Annotated in this window: 20 protein-coding genes and 1 CRISPR repeat array; of the genes, 14 read left to right on the top strand and 6 right to left on the bottom strand. The window is 69.7% G+C overall.

The genetic code is table 11. The annotated features are described in order from the left end of the window. The first annotated feature begins 198 nt into the window (after window positions 1-198). The 3 genes from ABZ449_RS09800 (at window position 199) to ABZ449_RS09790 (ending at window position 2,676) form a co-directional block, all read left to right on the top strand. Window positions 199-387 (top strand): hypothetical protein, encoded by a 189-nt coding sequence (locus tag ABZ449_RS09800; RefSeq protein ID WP_360342981.1) that lies wholly within the window; start codon window positions 199-201, stop codon window positions 385-387. Then, window positions 384-2,057: an alpha/beta hydrolase gene (locus ABZ449_RS09795; RefSeq protein ID WP_360342978.1), complete on the top strand. Its 1,674-nt coding sequence runs from the start codon at window positions 384-386 to the stop codon at window positions 2,055-2,057. The genes ABZ449_RS09800 and ABZ449_RS09795 overlap by 4 nt, the downstream gene beginning before the upstream one ends. Window positions 2,058-2,223: 166 nt before the next feature. After that, window positions 2,224-2,676: a hypothetical protein gene (locus tag ABZ449_RS09790; protein WP_360342975.1), complete on the top strand. Its 453-nt coding sequence runs from the start codon at window positions 2,224-2,226 to the stop codon at window positions 2,674-2,676. 148 nt (window positions 2,677-2,824) lie between these two features. Here ABZ449_RS09790 and ABZ449_RS09785 read toward each other — a convergent pair whose 3' ends face one another. Further along, complete coding sequence (locus tag ABZ449_RS09785) at window positions 2,825-3,334, bottom strand: DUF4145 domain-containing protein (protein WP_360342972.1); 510 nt, start codon at window positions 3,332-3,334, stop codon at window positions 2,825-2,827. A gap of 277 nt (window positions 3,335-3,611) precedes the next feature. Here ABZ449_RS09785 and ABZ449_RS09780 point away from each other — a divergent pair, with 277 nt between their 5' ends. The 3 genes from ABZ449_RS09780 (at window position 3,612) to ABZ449_RS09770 (ending at window position 5,719) form a co-directional block, all read left to right on the top strand. Further along, window positions 3,612-4,169, top strand: coding sequence for a hypothetical protein (locus ABZ449_RS09780; protein ID WP_360342969.1), 558 nt, complete (start codon window positions 3,612-3,614; stop codon window positions 4,167-4,169). A gap of 72 nt (window positions 4,170-4,241) precedes the next feature. Next, complete coding sequence (locus tag ABZ449_RS09775) at window positions 4,242-4,673, top strand: hypothetical protein (protein WP_360342966.1); 432 nt, start codon at window positions 4,242-4,244, stop codon at window positions 4,671-4,673. Next, on the top strand, window positions 4,673-5,719 hold the full coding sequence (locus ABZ449_RS09770; protein WP_360342964.1) for a hypothetical protein: 1,047 nt from the start codon (window positions 4,673-4,675) through the stop codon (window positions 5,717-5,719). The genes ABZ449_RS09775 and ABZ449_RS09770 overlap by 1 nt, the downstream gene beginning before the upstream one ends. 126 nt (window positions 5,720-5,845) lie before the next feature. On the opposite strand, the gene ABZ449_RS09765 is transcribed toward ABZ449_RS09770, so the two are convergent. Together ABZ449_RS09765 and ABZ449_RS09760 are read right to left on the bottom strand one after the other, a co-directional pair. Beyond that, window positions 5,846-6,061: a hypothetical protein gene (locus ABZ449_RS09765; protein ID WP_360342961.1), complete on the bottom strand. Its 216-nt coding sequence runs from the start codon at window positions 6,059-6,061 to the stop codon at window positions 5,846-5,848. A 10-nt stretch (window positions 6,062-6,071) separates the two neighbouring features. Then, on the bottom strand, window positions 6,072-6,263 hold the full coding sequence (locus ABZ449_RS09760; protein ID WP_360343063.1) for a hypothetical protein: 192 nt from the start codon (window positions 6,261-6,263) through the stop codon (window positions 6,072-6,074). A gap of 388 nt (window positions 6,264-6,651) precedes the next feature. On the opposite strand from ABZ449_RS09760, the gene istA reads away from it, so the two are divergent. Together istA and istB are read left to right on the top strand one after the other, a co-directional pair. Then, window positions 6,652-8,274 (top strand): IS21 family transposase, encoded by a 1,623-nt coding sequence (gene istA, locus ABZ449_RS09755; protein ID WP_360343052.1) that lies wholly within the window; start codon window positions 6,652-6,654, stop codon window positions 8,272-8,274. Window positions 8,275-8,285: 11 nt separating this feature from the next. Further along, window positions 8,286-9,083 (top strand): IS21-like element helper ATPase IstB, encoded by a 798-nt coding sequence (gene istB / locus ABZ449_RS09750; RefSeq protein WP_360342958.1) that lies wholly within the window; start codon window positions 8,286-8,288, stop codon window positions 9,081-9,083. A gap of 72 nt (window positions 9,084-9,155) precedes the next feature. Here the strand turns inward: istB and ABZ449_RS09745 are convergent, their stop codons facing one another. Next, window positions 9,156-9,575, bottom strand: a complete 420-nt coding sequence (locus tag ABZ449_RS09745; protein WP_360342955.1) for a DUF5959 family protein — start codon at window positions 9,573-9,575, stop codon at window positions 9,156-9,158. 292 nt (window positions 9,576-9,867) lie between these two features. Beyond that, entirely contained in the window at window positions 9,868-10,536 is a 669-nt protein-coding gene (locus tag ABZ449_RS09740) for a helix-turn-helix domain-containing protein (protein WP_360342952.1), read from the bottom strand. Between the two features lie 148 nt (window positions 10,537-10,684). Here ABZ449_RS09740 and ABZ449_RS09735 point away from each other — a divergent pair, with 148 nt between their 5' ends. From ABZ449_RS09735 to ABZ449_RS09720, 4 genes are read left to right on the top strand one after another with little or no spacing between them, the layout of a single operon-like run. Continuing rightward, a complete protein-coding gene (locus ABZ449_RS09735; RefSeq protein WP_360342949.1) occupies window positions 10,685-11,572 on the top strand; it encodes an ATP-binding cassette domain-containing protein in 888 nt (295 codons plus the stop codon). Between the two features lie 58 nt (window positions 11,573-11,630). Continuing rightward, window positions 11,631-12,389, top strand: coding sequence for an ABC transporter permease (locus tag ABZ449_RS09730; RefSeq protein ID WP_360342946.1), 759 nt, complete (start codon window positions 11,631-11,633; stop codon window positions 12,387-12,389). A gap of 12 nt (window positions 12,390-12,401) precedes the next feature. Continuing rightward, the gene (locus ABZ449_RS09725; RefSeq protein WP_360342943.1) at window positions 12,402-13,343 is read left to right on the top strand and encodes a hypothetical protein; all 942 of its coding nucleotides are present in this window, start codon (window positions 12,402-12,404) and stop codon (window positions 13,341-13,343) included. Next, window positions 13,331-13,495, top strand: a complete 165-nt coding sequence (locus tag ABZ449_RS09720; RefSeq protein ID WP_360342940.1) for a hypothetical protein — start codon at window positions 13,331-13,333, stop codon at window positions 13,493-13,495. The genes ABZ449_RS09725 and ABZ449_RS09720 overlap by 13 nt, the downstream gene beginning before the upstream one ends. A 169-nt stretch (window positions 13,496-13,664) precedes the next feature. Here the strand turns inward: ABZ449_RS09720 and ABZ449_RS09715 are convergent, their stop codons facing one another. Further along, window positions 13,665-15,275 (bottom strand): serine hydrolase domain-containing protein, encoded by a 1,611-nt coding sequence (locus tag ABZ449_RS09715; RefSeq protein ID WP_360342937.1) that lies wholly within the window; start codon window positions 15,273-15,275, stop codon window positions 13,665-13,667. 110 nt (window positions 15,276-15,385) lie between these two features. On the opposite strand from ABZ449_RS09715, the gene ABZ449_RS09710 reads away from it, so the two are divergent. Then, window positions 15,386-16,606: a sensor domain-containing protein gene (locus tag ABZ449_RS09710; protein WP_360342934.1), complete on the top strand. Its 1,221-nt coding sequence runs from the start codon at window positions 15,386-15,388 to the stop codon at window positions 16,604-16,606. Continuing rightward, the gene (locus tag ABZ449_RS09705; protein WP_360342931.1) at window positions 16,597-17,244 is read left to right on the top strand and encodes a response regulator transcription factor; all 648 of its coding nucleotides are present in this window, start codon (window positions 16,597-16,599) and stop codon (window positions 17,242-17,244) included. The genes ABZ449_RS09710 and ABZ449_RS09705 overlap by 10 nt, the downstream gene beginning before the upstream one ends. Window positions 17,245-17,727: 483 nt before the next feature. Next, window positions 17,728-18,121: direct repeats of the CRISPR family, unit length 28 nt; unit sequence GAGCTATCCCCGCGTACGCGGGGCCGAC. Window positions 18,122-18,824 lie beyond the last annotated feature (703 nt).

The following is an 18,824-nucleotide window of genomic DNA, read 5'->3' as shown; positions in this document are numbered from 1 at the left end:
GCTGATTACCTGAATAGGCTCGCTGTCGACCAATGGGTCTGTCGGGAGGGGAAAGCAGTGGGACATCTCAAGGTCGATCCGGGGGAGATCAGCATGTCCGCAGGCGTGGCACGGGCGATCGGGGAGGACTTCGCGAAGCCCTGTCAGGCGGCCGTCACCGCCAGCCAGACAGCCTCCGGCCAGCTGACGGGTTAGTCGGTGGCCTCTCGGCTCAGCCAGGTCGCGGGCAACTGGGCGCCCGTGCTGGCGGGCGTCAGCGACCGCCTCAACAAGACGGCCGACAACCTCACCGCCACGGCGCAGGCCTACAACCACAACGAGAACGCCAACGCCGACGTGTGGCAGAAGCAGAGGATCGGCGAGGCATGGGAGAAGCCGGGCCGGTGAGCAACCTGTACGAGTTGCTGCTCCGGTTCGATCCGACCGGACTGCACGAAGCCGCGAAGGCCTGGCGGGCCCTGTCCAACGGGGCCCAGGCCGCCGACAGTCGGCACCGCAGCCAGGTGAACGGGCCCCTGCGAAACGGGAACTGGGAGGGTGAGGACGCGCAGAAGGCGTTCTACACCCTGGGCCGGAACGAGCAGATCCTGGAGATCGTGCGGGTTGAGTCCGTCGCCCTCACCCTGGCCACCGTCGCCGACCGGATGTACCAGGTGCAGACCAACCTGAAGAACGCCGTTCACCGCGCGGAGGAGTGGGGCCTGACCGTCGGCGCCGACGGAATCGTGAACCTGCCGGCGCTGAGCAAGGGCGAGCAGAACGACCCGGAGGCCAGGGCCAGCCAGGGACGCAAGGCGCTGGCCGACCTGTGCACGCAGGCCCAGGAGCGGATCAACAAGGCGCTGGCCGACGCGAAGGAGGCGAGCGACAAGGGCGACCACGCCCTTGGCCGCCTCGACGCCGACATCCTGACCCGGCCCAGGACGTTCGGCTCCACCGCCGAGACCTCCACCGACGTGAAGGACGTGGCGAAGGACCTCGGCCTCGCCGACCCGTACGTCCCCGAGAACAAGGACCCGCAGAAGTCCGCCGACTGGTGGAAGTCCCTGACCCCGGAGCAGCAGAGCAGCTACCTTGCGCTCTACCCGGACAAGGTCGGGCAGCTGGACGGTCTACCCGCGACGGTCTGGGACGAGGCGAACCGGCTGGCCCTGGACCAGGAGCTGGACGGGCTGCGGTCCGGCACCGCCCGCGGAAGCGGAATCGACGAGGGGGAGTGGAACCTCCGTGAGCAGAATCTGATCAAGCTCAAGGAACAGCTCGACCAGCACGACACCGCGGTCGGGGACAAGCAGTTGTTCCTGCTCTCGTACGATTCCAAGTCCTACGGCGGTGACGGCAAAGCGGTCATCGCGATGGGCAACCCCGACACCGCCGACCACACCGCCGTCTTGGTGCCAGGGACGGGGACCACGGTCGCCGGCACGGGAGGCCAGCTCGAACGCATCAACAGCATGCAGGAGGCCGCCAAGGAGGCGTCGAAGGGGACGGGCCAGAAGGTCTCCGTGATCTCGTGGCTCGGCTACGACGCCCCCGAGATCCCGGTCGTGCAAGAAGCGAACGTCGGCGTCGGCGGCACCACCCGGGCCCAGGACGGGTCCGAGGCGCTACGCCAGTTCACCCAAGGCACCCGCGTCGCCCAGGACAGCGCCGGTAACCACAGCCACCTCTCGGTCTTCAGCCACAGCTACGGGACGACGCTCGTCGGTGCGGCCGCCGCCGGCGGGCAGGGACTGGGCGCCGACGACATCGTCGCCATCGCGAGCCCCGGAATGACCGTCCAGCGCGCCGACCAACTGCACATCGACCCGAGCCACTTCTGGACCGGCAGGGCGGCGGACGACGGTATCGAATATGCCACGGGTCTGACCCTCGGCGACGACCCGATGATCGACCGGTTCGGCGGGAACAACTTCCTGACCGACACGTCCGGGCACAGCGGGTACTGGGATGCCGGCAGTAAGAGCCTCGACAACCAGGGCCGCCTCATTGTCGAGAAGCCGCCGTCCACGGTTCCCAAGGTGCATCCCAATGCATCGTCTGTCCGTGACCATTAGAGCCCGGGCCGACCACGGCCCGGCCGAACCGGTCTTCACCCTGCCGGCCGCAAGGAATTTCACTGTGCCGTTCCCCTTTCCACGACCTGCCGCACGCCGTGTCGGAGTCCGACGTCTGGGTGCTGCCGCGATAGCGCTCTGCCTGCCACTGATTCTCGGAGGATGCATGTCCACACCCGGTCCCAACGATCCGCTCCCCGTCAAGGCCCGCCAGGACGCCCAGGACTGGGCCCAGCACATGACCGAGTACATGGCGCAGACAGCCGGAACCGCTCTCGACCCGGGAAGCGCCGAACCGAAGTTCAGCAACTGTGTCGGCAAGAACGACGAGGTCCGGGACGACGGCCGGTACAAGCTGACGTACGTGGCCTACAGCTCCGCCCCGCTCGAACAGCACCCCGAGGCCGTCCGTAAAGTCCGCGCGATGCTCGAACAGCAGGGTTTCAAGGTCGATGGCTACCGGGAGACCACCGACGGCAAAGTGGACACGATCCTCGACGCATCCCAGGAATCGAGCCGATACCTGGTCACGGTCGAGACCACGACCGGCGGACTTCTCCTCTTCCGGGTCAGGACCCCCTGCCTGATGCTTCCCGCCCCGTCGCCGACTTCACACTGACCAGGGAACGGACGGGGACCCGCCTGCCCTGCGCTGCCGGATCCGCCGACAGGGCCGTGGCTGGCCCCGCCGCCGATCCGGTGTCGAAGGCGGCGGCGACGTCCTCAGCCCCGCCCTCGACATTCAGTTCTGAGGGCGCTGCCGCGCTTCAGGCCTGTGCGGTACCGGCCCGGCCCGGTACCGCGGCCGCCCCGGCCGGGGCGGGGAACAGCAACTCGGCGGTGTCGAAGGCGGTGCGCACCATGCCCACGGCCATGGCTGGGGTGAGGGCGCTGCCGGTCAGATCGCCGTGGGCGAACTTGTTGCGCAGCGGCCGGCCGGCGTCGAGCCGGTCGGCGAGGTCGGCGGTGATGACGCCGGTGGCGGCGGCCTGCTCGATGAGCTGCTGCAACGTCTTCTTCTTCGCGCCGAGGCGCTCGGCCAGGGCGCGTTCCAGGGCGAACAGCGAGTATGCGACGGCGACGGTGGTGAACTCGTACCGGTAGTACGAGTGCCGGATCAGCTCGCGTGAGGTCTCCAGCACGCTGACCACGTAGGCGGGCGCGTGCTCGGGCAGGACCAGCTCGGCGACCAGGGCGTGCATGTCCGAGTAGTGGTTCACGAAGTGGTGGGCGCGTGGGTCCGGGACGGGCCAGGGAAGCGGCGGCAGGGCATCCATCTGCGCAGTCTTGTGTCCGGTGTGCCGGTGGCGCCACCGATTTGTCCCTTCCCGTGCGCACCGTCGGCTTGACGGGCCGTCTGCGGTGCCGGACGCTGCCGATACTCGCTTCTCCGGACGGCCCTCGGCCGGTAGCGTCCGGCCATGGTCATCTATACCTCCTCCCAGGATGCACCCTCGTCCCCCTGCCGCTGAGGTGCGGTGGAAGCGGGGTTCACACAGCCGGTCAGGAATGGGGTCCTGGTGTCGCTTGCCCTGTTTCAGCGCGCCACCGCCCGTGAGCTCTGGCATCTGGTCCTGCCGGGACAGCAAGGCGACCCGCGACGCCATCCGCGACCTGGAGGACGCTGGGAGGGTGCGGGAGGAACTGCGCCTGCCGGACAACCGCAAGCTCTGGTGCCTGACCGCGGCCGGACGCCGCGAGGCTGCAGGCCTGCTCCCGGCCGGGGCGAAGCTCGCGGCGCTGCGCCCCGAGCGGGACGGCCCGTCGACCGCGTTCTCCGAGCACGCCCTGGACGTCGTCGCCACCGCCGGCCTTCTCGCCCGCGCCGACATCGGGTACCTGGAAGCGTTCTCCACCGAGGTCGAGCACCCGATCCGGCACCGCCGCTCGCTGTTCACCGACCTGGTGCTGCGCGACCCCGGCCCCGACGTGCTGGTCCTCCTGGTCGAGGTCGACCGCGAGAACGAGGGCACGACACGCTCGTGGAGAAGCTCACCTCCTACCGGCCCTGGTACGAGCTCCCCGCGCCTCGGGGTCTCACCTTCACCGGGATCAACCGTCCGCGCGTATAGCGACAGGCCTACTGCGTACTTTCACCCGCCCGTGATCTGACTATGCACTACCTTGTGTGCCCTAGCGGGCCGCACGTGTCCGCGCATCCCTCAACGGAGCGGGAGATCACAGGTGTTGACGGACGCACTGGTGGAACTGGCAGCCGCGGGCGGAACCGCGGTTGTCGGCGCGGCGGCAACGGACATCTGGCAGGGCACCAAGGGCAAGGTCGCCCGGCTGTTCGGCCGAGGCGACGACCGGGACGAGCAGCGCGTGTCGGTGCAGCTCGACCGAATCCCGATGGAACTCGACCAGGCCGCCGAACCGCAGCAAGAGCGCGTCCGGGCGGCGCTCCGGGACCGGTGGACGGTGAAGCTGACTGAGCTGCTGGAGGAGAACCCGGAGCTCGAAGACGACCTCCGGGCCCTGGTCGAGGAGGTCCGTGCCGCGGTACCCGCGCCGCAGCAGACCTTTGTCCAGAACATCAACGCCTACGGCAACGCCACGCAGAACATCACCCAGACCGGCGACATCGTGGTCGGCAACAAGGCCCGGACCCCGTGATGGGTAGCCCCGACCAGCCGGGCTCCCAGAACATCAACGCCTACGGCAACGCCACACAGGCCATCACCCAGAGCGGCGACATCGTTCTGGATTCGCCGAAGGAGGTCGGACGCCGAGCGAAGCACAACCGGTTCGTCAGGATCGGCATCGCCCTGGGCCTGGTTGTCGCTGTGGCTGTGGGCGTCGTCGTCTTCCGGATCGAGCGGGACTCGCAGACCTCCAATGACCTGGCCCGGAGCGGGCCGGAGTTGAAGTCCAATCTCGCAGCGTCGCAGGTCTCTGCCTACATCGAGGGCGGCATCGAGGGCGAGGAATACGACGCCTCTGTCCAGAACGCGGCGCGAACGAAGGTAGACCTTCACGGTCCCCACATCGACATCACGCTGGGGAACATCGCCAACGGCACTTCCTTGGTCACGAAGGCCAGCATTACGTTCAACCGCCTCCAGTCCCTGAAATCGTGCGCTGCTGTCGGCGGGCAGCTGGTCGTCTCGGCCAACTACCAGTTCAAGATTCCCGAGGATCAGCAGCCCGTACCGCCGGCGAAGCCCTTCACGCTCACGAAGGCGATCAGCTACGAGGTGACCGCGAACAAGCACGACCGCCTCATGCTGACGGTGGGACTACCGACTATCCCCGGTGGCAACTCGCCGTGGCTTGGCGTGGTGGACGTTGCCTTTGAGCACGATGGCGGCCAGCAACTCAAGATCGGCCCCATCGCGCTCGTGGACACCGGCGCCAACTCTGAGTTCTACCCCGCCGGTGACAAGTGGAAGATCCCCGACAAGCCCGCTGCCGGGTGCATCGACGAGAACATCAAGCTGGTATCCGAGGTCTTGAAGACCCCGAACCTTGTCGTTTCAAGGGAACTTACGGGCCTGGACCGCGCTCTCCGACACTTCAAGGACTCGCCTACCGGGCAGCCCAGGGAAGACGTGCCGTCACCGTTCGCCCCGAACCCCACCAAGAACCCGCCCGCGGGACAGGGCGGAGATGGCGATCCGTCGGCGCCTGCTGTCGACACCAACGTCTACACGCTCCTCTGACGGCTCACGACGACTGTGCGAACGCCAGGGCGCTGGCCTCGGTCATCTCATCCTGCGGGCGGGCCATCCGGATCCTCGGGGTGGCCCGCCCGCTCGTCGTCACTGGGCGGTCTTCGCCCCGTCCGTTTAGTTCGGATCCATGAGTTCCGCGAGTGCCTTCTCGGCTTGTTGCAGGAACTCGGCCTCCGCATCCGTCGTCCGATTCGAGTGCTCGCTGAACTCGGTGACGAACCGGGTGTTGGGCTCGGCGTCGCTGAGGTGCCTTCGGACGAAGCGGGCCGAAGCGGGCACCGTCGAAATAGTGGTGTGCGGCTTCGCCGACCACGCGGGGCCGTTGGGCAAACGATGGTCCTCATCGCAGGTTCGACGATCTGGTCAACCTCGGCTGGACAGCGGTGCGGCCGACCTTGATGTGGATGTCGGGGCCGACGGTGGCGGTCGACCACTTCGCCAGCACGAACCGCGTCTCGGGCAGTGGGAGGAGGGCTCCGGCCTCCGCCGCCTCGAACACCGCCAGTGGCGCCGCCCCTGAAGCGGCTGGCACTGGCGGCGTCCGGCGGTCTCCCTCGCCCAGATGAGGGCTTCGGCCTGCATGTGGTCGAGGGAGGTTAACGTGCGCCCGCTCCAGAACGAGTCCCTGATGTAGGGCATGGGCCGTTCCACCCTGGGCTTGTCCTTGGGGTGCGACGCTCTCGCCGGGTCCACCAACGCCCCATAGTAGGAGGCGAGTTCGGCGTACGACTTGTTGATCTTCGGGTCGTAGAGGTCCGGCTTGTCCACGCCTGGCTTTATATGTGAGTTGTGACAGCACCTGTCGGTCAGCGACGACAGCGTCCTGTGCCACGGGAGAGTGATGTCGTCGAGTTTTGACAGCGCCTGAGTGCTTGCTTCGACACCATGGTTGTGCTCTGCACGACGAGGGGGCATGGGTGCTGCCGAAGTCCAAGGTCGATCTGTACGCGGCGATCCGCCGCGACTCCCGGGCGGGCCTGTCCGGCCGGGCGCTGGAGCGCAAGTACGGCGTCGGGTTCCGCACGGTGCAGAAGGCGTTGTCGTCGGCCTGGCCGGAGCCGCGGAAGAAGCTGCAGCCCAGGGCAACCAGGCTGGACCCGTTCAAGCCGTTGATCGACCAGATGCTGCGGGCCGACCTGGACGCGCCGCGAAAGCAGCGCCACACAGTGAAGCGGATCTTCGACCGGCTGGTGGACGAGCACGACGCGGACGAGATCTCCTACCAGATGGTCCGCGGCTACGTGGCGTCGCGGCGCGAGGAGATCCGCATCGAGGCCGGGCGGGGCACGGTGGACGCCTTCGTGCCGCAGACCCACAAGCCCGGTGCGGAAGCGGAGGTCGACTTCGGGGACGTGACAGTGCGTCTGGCCGGTGAGCTGGTGACCTGCTACCTCTTCGCGTTCCGGCTGTCCTACTCGGGCAAGGCGGTGCACCGCATCTTCGCCTCGGCCGGCCAGGAGGCGTTCTTCGAAGGCCACGTCCACGCTCTCAACACGCTGGGCGGGGTGCCGACCGGGAAGGTCCGCTACGACAACCTTAGGGCTGCGGTCGCCCAGGTGCTGGGCTTCTCCCGCCAGCGGGTGGAGGCCGACCGCTGGACCGCGTTCCGCTCGCACTATGCCCTCGACGCCCTCTACTGCCAGCCCGGCATTCGTGGCGCCCACGAGAAGGGCGGCGTCGAGGGCCAGATCGGCTGGTTCCGCCGCAACCACTTGGTCCCCGTCCCCGAAGTCGCCACGCTCGCCGAGCTGAACGCCATGATCGAGCGGTGGGACGAGGAGGACAACGTCCGCCGGATCCGCTCTCGGCCCCGCACCATCGGGGAGTACTTCGCCGCCGAGCGACCGCTGCTGGCGCCGCTTCCGGACGAGCCGTTCGAAACGGGACGGCTGTTCACGCTGCGGGTCGACCGCTACGGCCAGATCAGCGTCCGCACGAACCGCTACTCGGTACCGGTGCGGTTGATCGGCCGCACCGTCCGCGTGATGCTGCACGCCTCCGAGGTGGTCGTCCACGAGGGCAGGGAGGAGGTCGCCCGGCACGAGCGGCTGATCGCCAAGGGCGGCACCCGCCTCGACCTCGACCACTACCTTGAGGTGCTGGTCCGCAAGCCGGGTGCCCTGCCCGGGGCGACCGCGCTCGACCAGGCCCGCTCCGCAGGCAGGTTCACCCCCGTCCACGACGCCTGGTGGGCGGCGGCCTGCAAGGCTCACGGCGAGCGCGACGGCACCCGGGCCCTGATCGAGGTCCTGCTGCTGAGCCGCCACCTGCCCCACGAGCACCTGGTGGCTGGTCTCGCGGTCGCCCTGAAGGCGGGTGCGCTGACCGCCGACGCCGTCGCGCTGGAGGCCCGCAAGGCGGCCGAAGCCGACACCGCGGAGCCGGCCGGGCCGGAGCCACCCGCGGCTGACCGCGCGAAGGTGACGTCCCTGACCGCGCGGCGCCTGGCCCACCTGCCTCCCGACACCCGGCCGCTGCCGTCGGTCGCCCACTACGACCAGCTCCTGCGCCGTCACCGGCAGGACCGCCCGACCACCACCTGAAGGAGAGCGCCGTGACCTTCCCCCGTCAGCGAGGACTCACCGAGCAGGCCGCCAACGCGGCCATCGACCAGGCCTGCCGGATGCTGCGGCTGCCCACCATCCGCGCCCAGTTCCCCGAACTTGCCGAGACGGCCTCCCGCGAGCAGATGTCCTACCTCGGGTTCCTCGCCGAACTGCTGATGTCCGAGTGCGACGACCGGGCCCGGCGCCGTTCGGAGCGTCGGATCAAGGCCGCCGGTTTCCCCCGCGATAAGTCGCTGCGGAAGTTCGACTTCGACGCGAACCCCAGCATCGACCCGGCGATGATCCACACCCTCGCCACCTGCGAGTGGATCAAGAAGAGCCTGCCGCTCTGCCTCATCGGCGACTCCGGAACCGGCAAGTCCCACCTGCTGATCGCGCTGGGCACCGAGGCCGCGATGGCCGGCTTCCGGGTCAAGTACGTCCTCGCCACCAAGCTCGTCAACGAGTTGGTCGAGGCCGCGGACGAGAAGCAGCTCACCAAGACCATCGCCCGCTACGGCCGCGTCGATCTTTTGTGCATCGACGAACTCGGCTACATGGAACTCGACCGACGCGGCGCCGAACTGCTGTTCCAGGTCCTGACCGAGCGCGAGGAGAAGAACAGCGTCGCCATCGCCTCCAACGAGTCGTTCGGCGGCTGGACCAAGACCTTCACCGACCCCCGCCTCTGCGCGGCCATCGTCGACCGACTCACCTTCGGCGGCAACATCATCGAGACCGGCACCGACTCCTACCGCCTCGCCACCACCCGCGCCCGCGCCGAACAGCAGGCAGCCGTCAGCTGACGACTGTCTGGGGCCAGGTGTTCGGAGAGCGCCGCCACCTGGCCATGCCCTTCGAACACCGCCCCGGAACGGTCAGCCCGCAAACACCCGCCGCACATGATCAAGGCGCACACGGTGGTCCTCGATCCAGCCGGCCGACGGCGAGAGAGGCAGGCTGACCGTCACCTGCGAGGACGGAGCGTCCTGAAGCGACACACCGATCGCTCCAGAAGCCAACGGCTTGATCCCGAGCTGGACCGTTCGGCCGGAGTTCAGCCACGAGACGAACCGATTGCCGACCAGCTTGTCCAGGGCTTCCTCCCACTGGTCCAGGTCATCGGACGTGATGCCGACGGGAAAGCTGCCGTTGATGGTCCCGGTCGACACGACGAACTCGCAGTCGAGGAACTCGCCGCCCGGGGCGGGCCACTCCAGTACACGCAGAGACACAGCGTGACCGCTCGTTCCCGGCGGATCAGCCAGGTGGATCAGATCGCCCAGCTCGTCATCCATGACAGCCCCTCTCTATCGACCTCGGACAGGGGCATCATTCCGGAGACCACCGACAGCACGGACACCGCCGTCGGTGCTGTCAGTTCTCACCGACACTTCGCAGCCCGAAGATCAGCATCTGCTGCCCAAACTCGTCGACAAGTGCTGTCCGTTGTCACCTACGCAGCCACACGCCGGTCTTCAGGTTGTCCGGCACCAGGCGGCGCGGGATACCCCTCAATGCGGGTCTCACTGTCAAGCCATCGGTCGTGCTGAGAAGCCGTTGAGCGCCTGAAGACGCAGGGGACTCGTGTCACCTCAGCAGGTCGCGCCACCGGGCCGCCGACTCCAACGCGTCCAGGCTGATCCGCTCCAGGAACGCCCCACTCTTCGCCAACCGCGCTCCGGCAGGCGTGTCGAGGCCGATCTGCTCCGCGTACTGGACCGCGACCTGTGCCGCATGAAGCGTCTGCTCCGCGCCGGTCACCGTCGACTGGAACCAGGCGTCGTTGTCGACCACGTACACGTCCCGGCGTCCCTGGGCCTCGCGCCGGATCAGCTCCTGGCGGATCAGATACCCGACCGCCGCCGAGACCGATGCCGGGCTGACTCCCAGCTCCCGGGTCAGCTCGGTGGCTGTGAGCCTGCCGTCCGTACTCAGCCACAGTGCGATCAGGACCCTGGCCATCATCTTCGGCAGCCCGGTGCCCACCGCCAGCTCCACCGCCTGGTCCTGGGCGTCCGTGTGCCCGGCGCCGGGCGTGCGCCCGGCGCTCGGCGTGCGGCGGCGTGCCCGGCGCTCCGTCGCCTGCTGCGCGAGTTCGGCGCGGTAGCCGGCCGGACCGCCGTTGCGGCCGATCTCCCGGGTGACCGTCGACGTGGTCCGGCCGAGGCGCCGGGCGATCTCGGCGTAGGAGAGCCCCTCGACGAGTCCGGCGGCGATGCGGTGGCGGTCCTGCTGGGTCAGTCTTCCTCCTGGCATGGCCGCAGTCTTGCATTCGGCGACACCTGGTGCAACGCCAACGGTGCATTCGGCGGCATCGTCATTGCATCAAAATATGGCCGTTGAACTGCGGTTATGTGGATCTATCCGTAGACATTTTCTCTGAACGCAACGTAGCTTTCAGCTCGTGCTGAACACAGATGCCATCATCTCCGCCACTGGACTGCGCAAGTCCTACGGCGCCCACCTCGTCCTGGACGGCGTCGACCTCACCGTCGCGCAGGGCACGGTCTTCGCCCTGCTCGGCCCCAACGGCGCCGGTAAGACCACGATCGTCCAGATCCTGTCCACCCTGATCAAGGCCGATGCCGGCGAGATCCGCGTGGCCGGCCACGACCTGGCCCGGGACCCCGACGCGGTGCGCGCCGCGATCGGCGTCACCGGCCAGTTCTCCGCAGTGGACGACCTGCTCACCGGCGAGGAGAACCTGCGCCTGATGGCCGACCTGCTGCACGTCGGCCGCTCGCGGCGCCGCCGGACCGTGCAGGCGCTGCTCGAACGTTTCGACCTCACGGCCGTCGCCCGCAAACCCGTCGCCACCTACTCCGGAGGCTTGCGTCGCCGCCTGGACCTCGCCATGACGATGGTCGGCGTGCCCCGGCTGATCTTCCTCGACGAACCGACCACCGGCTTGGACCCGCGCAGCCGCCGCGAATTGTGGCGCACCGTGCGGGACCTGGTCGAGAACGACGGTGTCACCGTCTTCCTGACCACCCAGTACCTGGAGGAGGCCGACCAGCTCGCCGACCGCGTGGCCCTGCTCAGTGAGGGAAGGCTCGTCGCCGAGGGGACGCCTGACGAACTCAAGCGCCTGATTCCCGGCGGCCACATCGCCGTGCGCTTCGCCGACGACGCCGAACTCACCGTCCAGATCCCGGACGGCGGCGTGGCCGAGGCACTGAGGGCCGTCGTGGGCCAGCTGGACGCGATCGACGCAGAGGTGGCGGGGCTGACGGTGCACACCCCGGACCTCGACGACGTCTTCCTCGCCCTGACCAAGTCCTCCTCGCCCTGACCGACGACACCAACTCCATCAACGGCACCAACGACATCGCTGTGAAGGAACCTGCCCGATGAAAGCCGTCGCCGACTCCGCGACCATGCTGCGCCGCCAGCTCAAACACGTCCGCCGCTACCCGACGCCGCTGCTGACCTACACGGCCGTCCCGGTGATCATCCTGCTGCTGTTCGTCTACGTCCTCGGCGGCACCATGGGCGCCGGCATCGGCGGCGGCCGCGCCGCCTACGTCGGCTACCTCACGCCCGGCATCATGGCCACGACCATCGCCGGCGCCGCCCAGGGCACCGCCATCGCCGTCGCGATGGACATGACCGGCGGGATCGTCGCCCGGTTCAAGACCATGGCCATCGCGCGCGTCTCCGTCCTCACCGGACACGTGCTCGGCGCCCTGGTGCAGAACTTCCTCGCGCTCACCGCGACCACCGCCGCCGCCTTCGCGATGGGCTTCCGGCCCGCCGCCACCGCCCTGGACTGGCTCGGTGTCATCGGCATCCTGGCCATGTTCACCTTCGCCATCACCTGGCTGTCCGTCGCGCTCGCCATGATCACCCGCAACGTCGCCACCGCCAGCAACCTGCCGATGCCCTTGCTGATCCTGCCGTTCCTCGGCAGCGGCGTGGTGCCCACCTCGTCGATGCCGACGCCGCTGCGCTGGTTCGCCGACCACCAGCCGTTCACCCCGGTCATCGAGACCCTGCGCAAGCTGCTCGCCGCCCAGCCGGCCGGCGCCGACCTCACGAAGGCCGTCGCGTGGAGCGCGGTGATCGCGCTCGCCGGCTACCTGTTGGCGCGCAAGCTCTACAACCGCTGATACCGCGCGTCGGTGAGGCGGGCCCGAGGCGGCGTCCGACGCGGTCCGCCTCGGGCCCGCAGAGGGGATCGGGACGCCGACGACACCGGAGCCCGCGAGATCCGCTTCCACCGGCGGCCGACCGAGCTCCTGATCGCGCACGACGGCAGCGGCCTGCGCCTGGCCGACATCCCGAGGCTCGGGCTGCCGTGGATCAGCGGCAAGCGACTGGACTCCGCGAGCACCGGTCGGTTCGGCATCGGCCTGACGACACTTCGGTTGCTCTCGACCTCCTGGGAGGTGCACGGCCACCCGTACCACGTGCGATTCGCCGGCATCACCCTGGAACCGGCCGACCTCCTACGCCTGCCGGCGGACATCTCGGGGCGGGAATGGACGGTCTTCCGCATCCCGCTCGACCCCGGGGTCCTCGCGGCCGAGGAACTCCTCGAGTGGTTCGAGAACCGGCAGGACAGCTCCCTGCTCTTCCTGCGCCACCTCGAACAGGTCACCGTGGCGACTGCTGACCCCACCGGCCCGAAGCAGAGGGTCCTGCGACTGAGCTGGCAGGACGCCACCTCCCTGAGCCTGCCGGTCGACGGCGCGGAGCACGCCGTCCGGGTGCGGGAGGCCCGGACCACCGGGGGCGCCCTCTGGCGCGTCTACGACACGCTGATCCCGTCCCGCCCGGGTGGCGCCGCCTCCACAAGGAGGCTCGGTCCCACCGTTCCGGTGGCCGTGGCGCTGCCGATGGACGGAGCGGCCACGGGGTACGTCCATGCGGGGCTGCCCGTGGCCCAGCTGGCCGTCTCGGCCCGGGTGCACGCGCAGTTCGACCCGATCGTCAGCCGCGAGGGCTTCGCCGCGCGCATCCTGAACTCGGCCCTGGTCCGGTCGTCGCAGACCTGTGGCAGGCCGCGGTACTCGACGTCCTCGAACGGGTGGAGCCGTCGGCCTGGCATATGTTGCCCCTGACCGAGCCTTCCGCCCACAGCAAGGCCGGGCTCCCCGACCGTCTCGTCGGCACGTTCCTGGAGCGGGCCAGGGAGGAGGTGGCCGCCGCGCTCACACTGCCGGTGCTGGATGGGGCGGCCGTCCCGCTCGTCGGCCTTGCGGTCGAGGCGTAGGAGCTCACTGGAGTGATCTCGGAGCGTGGGTTCGAACAGCAGCTGTTGTCGCAGTCATGCGCCACCTGTGACGGCGCGCGTGGCAGCCGCGGGCTCCTCCCGGCGAATCGCCCACCGGCTCGTCCCGGGCACTGGATGAGGGCGGATAAGGCAGAGGGCCGGCGTCACGTCAGCGCCGGCCGCGTTGCGGCAGCCGCGCCAGGCCCCGCTGCGTCCGGCCGGCCCGCCAGCGCAGAAGCAGCGCACAGCTCCGGACGAGGAGCACCACGCCCCCCGCCAGCGCGCCCACGGCCGCGCAGACGAACAGGGCCGGCCAGGCGTAGGCGGCCTGGGCAAGAGTGCCGGAGCGGTTGAACAACAGGCCCAGCAGGTTCGCCAGTTGCGTGAAGAAGGCGATCACGAGGCCGTACGGCAGTACGCGCAGCGCGGTCTGCCACCACGGCCGCCGGACGGTGCGCTCGGCCCAGCGCCCGGCCCGGAGGCATCCCCGGAGACCGAGGGCGAGCGCGAGGACGGTGAGGGCCAGCAGCACCCAGTCGGCCGTCATGGTGAACGGTTCCTCGACCTCGGGGTGCTTGCCCTGCGCCACGGCGACGAGCCCCTCGGCGATCTGCTGGGCGTCGTCCCCGGAGACCATGCCGGTGTTGGTGACCACGGCGATGCCCACCCGGCTGCTCGGCAGCAGGACCGCCATGGAGTTGTGGGTCAGGAGCTGGCCGGTGTGCTGGAGCCGCACGGGGCCGCCGTCCCGGTTCTCGACCGTCCAGCCCATCGCATAACGAGCGTCGTCCGGTGTCCCGGGAGGGGTGTGGGTGAGGTCGATGCCGGATGGGGAGACGATGCGACGGCCGTCCGCGGTGCGGCCCTGGTCGTTCTGGGTGATCAGCCACCGGGAGAGGTCGTCGGCCGTGGTCACGACGCCGAACGCGCCTTCGGTGAACCAGCGGGGGTGGGGACGGGCGACCAGCGTCCCGTACGCGCGGACGTAGCCGCGGGCCTGCTCCGGCATGTCGAGGGTCTGCGCCACCGAGGTGGTGTGCGTCATCCCGAGCGGACCGAAGATCCGCTCGGTGAGCCGGCTGCCGAACTCCTGCCCGCTGACCGCCTCCACCAGCCGCGCCGCCACGAAGTAGTTGGGGTTGTGATAGCTGAACCTGGTGCCCGGAGCGGCCGCGAGGTGCGCTCCGCGCATGGCGGCGACCGCCTCCTCGAGGGTGCGCGGCTGGGCCCGGGTCAGGTCGGGGTAGGCGGAGTCGGCCATGCCGGAGGTCTGGGTCAGCAACTGGCCGACGGTGATCTGTTCGGCCCGCGGGTCGGCCATGGTGAACTCGGGCAGGTAGCGGTGCACGGGCTGGTCCAGGTCGACCCGGCCCTCCTCGGCGAGTTGCACGACGGCGATGGCCGTCATGGCCTTCGACAGGGAGGCCACCGGCACCCGGGTTGCGGAGGTCATCGGCTGACCGGCTGCGGTGTGCCCGTAGCCGGCGGTGTGCACCACCCGCTCGCCCTCGGTCACCGCGACGACGGCGCCGGGCAGACCGGTCCGCTCCACGTAGTGCCGGACGTAGCGGTCGACCGCGTCCGAGGTCAGCCCGGCAGCCTGCGCGCCCGAGGCCGGCAGAGCGGCGGGCCCGGCCGCGAGGGCCACCGCCGCCGCGGCGGCGGTCAGGAGTGCGGCCAGGCGGCGTGCCGCGGTGCGGGGGGTGGAACCGGCGACAGTACGGGCCGACCTGTGCACCGAGTCGCGGCCGGAACCGGTCGTGGTGGGGAGCGTCTTCATGTCCTCCAGTGCAGCGGTCCACCGGCGGCCCGCGCATTGGTGCGGATGGGAGAAGAGAGGTAGTACAGGCACTACCGACACGCGACTTCGCCGTTCGATAGCGTCGCGGCATGCGACACCGGACCGCCTGGCAGGCCCTGGCCGAGAATCCGCTGAGAGTCCTGCGCTCGGCATGGCCGTGGCGCTCGCTGGCCTACCTGGTGACCGGCGTGGCCTTCGGCGGGACGACCGTCGTCGTCCTGCCGGCCCTGCTGGCCATCGGAGTGGCTTCGCTGCCCGTCGGCGTGGGCGCGGTCTTCGTGCTCGCCGTCGCGCTGTCCGGCGTGCCCGTGGCCCGCTTCGAGCGGTGGCGGCTGCGCCTGGCGGACAGGGACCCGGTGCCGGACCCGCACCGGCCGCCGGAGCGGCCGGGCGCGCGGGGGTGGCTGCGCACCCGGCTGCGAGAGCCGGCCACCTGGCGCGAACTGGGTTTCACCGCGGTGTCGATGACCGCGCTGTGGTGGATGGACCTGCTCGTCCTCGCCTTCGGCCTGGTCGTCCCATTCCTGCTGATCACGGCGCCGCTCGACGACCCCTCGGCCTGGCCGTGGCTGGTGGTCGGGCTGTGCCTGCTGCCCGCCGGCCCGTACACGGTCACGGCCTGGGCCGCGGCCAGGGGGGCGGTCACCCGCTTGCTGCTGGCGCCGCGCGACGGCGAGTTGGGCTACCGGCTCACCGAGGTGCACGCCTCTCGCGCCCGGCTGGTCGACGCCTTCGACGCGGAGCGCCGCCGGATCGAACGGGACCTGCACGACGGCGCCCAGCAGCGGCTCGTCTCCCTCAACGTGGCCCTCGGGCTCGCCCGGCTGGACGCCGGACCCGGATCGACGCTCGACCAGCGGATCGCCGACGCGCAGGAGCAACTCACCCTGGCTGTCTCCGAGCTGCGCGAACTCAGCCGCGGAGTCCACCCCAAGGCCCTCACCGACCACGGGCTCGCCGCCGCCGTGGAGAACCTTGCTGCCCGTTCCGTCCTGCCCGTCGAGGTCGACATCCGTCTGCCGCGCCGCCTGCCCACCCCGGTCGAGACCACCGCCTACTTCGTGGTCGCCGAGGCCCTGGCCAACACGACCAAGCACAGCCAGGCCACCCGGGCAGGGGTGCAGGCACATCTGCACGCGGGGATGCTGACCGTCTCCGTCCGGGACAACGGGGTCGGCGGAGCGGACCCCACGACCGGGACGGGACTGGTGGGCCTCGCCGACCGGGCCGCGGCCGCGGACGGGCGGCTGCGCGTCTCCAGCCCGCCCGGTGGACCGACCCTTCTGCACCTGGAGCTGCCATGCCACTGACCGTCGTCATCGCCGAGGACTCTCCCCTGATGCGTGACGGCCTCGTCGGCGTCCTCACCCGCTTCGGCCACCGAATCACCGCCTCTGTCAGCGACGCCGGCGCACTGATCGACGCCGTCCGCGAGCAGCGGCCGGACATCGTGGTCACCGATGTCCGGATGCCTCCGGACAACACCGACGACGGGCTACGGGCGGCCATCGCCCTGCGCCGCGAGTGGCCCGGCCTGCCGGTCCTGGTGCTGAGCCAGTACATCGAGCAGTCCTATGCCGCCCACCTGCTGGACCTGGGCACCGACGCCGGCGTCGGCTACCTGCTGAAGGACCGGGTCAGCGCGGTCGCCGAGTTCGTGGACGCGGTCACCCGGGTCGCGGCGGGCGAGACGGTGATCGATCCCGAGGTGGTCCGCCAACTGCTCAACCGTCGCCATGATCCACTGGAGCGGCTCACCTCTCGCGAGCGGGAGGTCCTCGCCCTGATGGCCGAGGGACTCGCCAACGGCGCGATCGCCGGCGCCCTGTTCGTCACGGAGGCGGCCGTGAACAAGCACGTCAGCAGCATCCTGCAGAAGCTCCAACTGCGCCTCGACGGTCAAGGCCACCGCCGTGTCCTCGCCGTGCTCGCCTACCTGCGCGCATAGGAGGCAGGCCGCCTGCGAACGGCGCATTCCGCCATGGCAGCGGCAAGGATGCCCGTCGGCGGTGCCGGAGACCGACAAGGTCATCGGCCTGCGCGAGGAGTACGCCGGCCCGGCATTCATCGCCTCGGACGCCCGGCCACAGGAGACGTCACAAGCCCCTGGTCCGGCTACGTCCGCGGTCCGATCGCCGACGGCAAGAGCCGTGCCGCCTGACCGAGCCGAGGACCCGAGTCCGGACGACCCGCCTCGAACCCCGTCGCAGAGCGCGTGCTGCACCCTGCTGCCCCCGCGCGTCCTTGACGGCCTGTCAGCCGCGCGCGACGGTGGGAGTGCAATGCGAATCCTGTTCACCAGCGAGCCGAACCCCTGCCGCCCCAACCGCTTTCCTCGTGGCGAGGCCATGCACTTCGCCGACCGCGTCGCCGCTCTCGACGTGCTCGAGCAGGTGATCCACCAGAAGCCGAGGACCGTGACGCCGGGCAGAACGTATCCCCGCGTACGCGGGGTCGACACGCCGACGGTCACCGTTCGGCCCTTGATGGAGGAGCTATCCCCGCGTACGCGGGGCCGACAGCGGATTCGACCAGAAGCAGCTGGCCGCGACGGAGCTATCCCCGCGTACGCGGGGCCGACTCCGCCGTCCCGAGTCGGTCACACCTCAGACACGAGCTATCCCCGCGTACGCGGGGCCGACGACCCGCGACGACAGAAGATCGACCTCGAAGAGGAGCTATCCCCGCGTACGCGGGGCCGACCCCGCCACCGAAACCGAGCCCGCCGCGCAGGCCGAGCTATCCCCGCGTACGCGGGGCCGACGGGCAGGCGTTCGCCGACGACCTCGGCGACCTGGAGCTATCCCCGCGTACGCGGGGCCGACCCTTCCTGACCTGCGGCGATTGGGCGCAGAGTGCACCAATCCATTCAGTTCGGATCCGGAGCCCCGCGTGTACGGGGCCGACGTCCCAGAGACCATCTCTCCCAGCTGCACCCTGACAAGCCAGCTGCGCGTTCGGCCTGCGCAGCCCCGCCCCTGTGCGCTACTTGTCTTCCCCATGGATCTCACCCATCAGGGCCTTCGGCGGATGCGAACGCAGGTGCTCCTCAAACGCTGCCGGAGTCTCGACATACTTCTGCATCTCCGGGATGACCGGCAGGTTTCCTGCGTCGCCACCCCTCCTGAGTCCCGGGCAAAGACCGCTGCTGTGACACCGCCGGCTGCGATCAGAACTCCCCCAACACCAACAGGACTGTCCCTGCACGTCTCACGGCCATACCGGCCTCCCCATCTCTGCTCATACCAGCGGCGAACAGCGATACGCCCCCCGAGCCGCGTAAGGTACGCGGGCGCTTGAGGCCGCCCCTCAACAATGTAGGCGGACGAGCACCGTGTCGGGAGCACTTGAACAACTGCGCGCCCCGAACCGCCTTCCCTGCGTTGGAGATCACCCGGGGCAGCGGCCTCCACCACTCCGCCCGGTGGCGTCGCCGCAGGCTCCGAAATACGGTCAGTCGACGCAGGACCACGCCACCTCACTGAAGCGACCCAGCCACCGGACCATCCAGATGCGCTTTCAACTTCA

This window comes from Kitasatospora sp. NPDC005856, assembly GCF_040629945.1.
Taxonomy (GTDB): Bacteria; Actinomycetota; Actinomycetes; order Streptomycetales; family Streptomycetaceae; genus Kitasatospora.
Note: the sequence above shows the minus strand (reverse complement) of the source record. Positions and strands in the feature narration are given on the sequence as shown.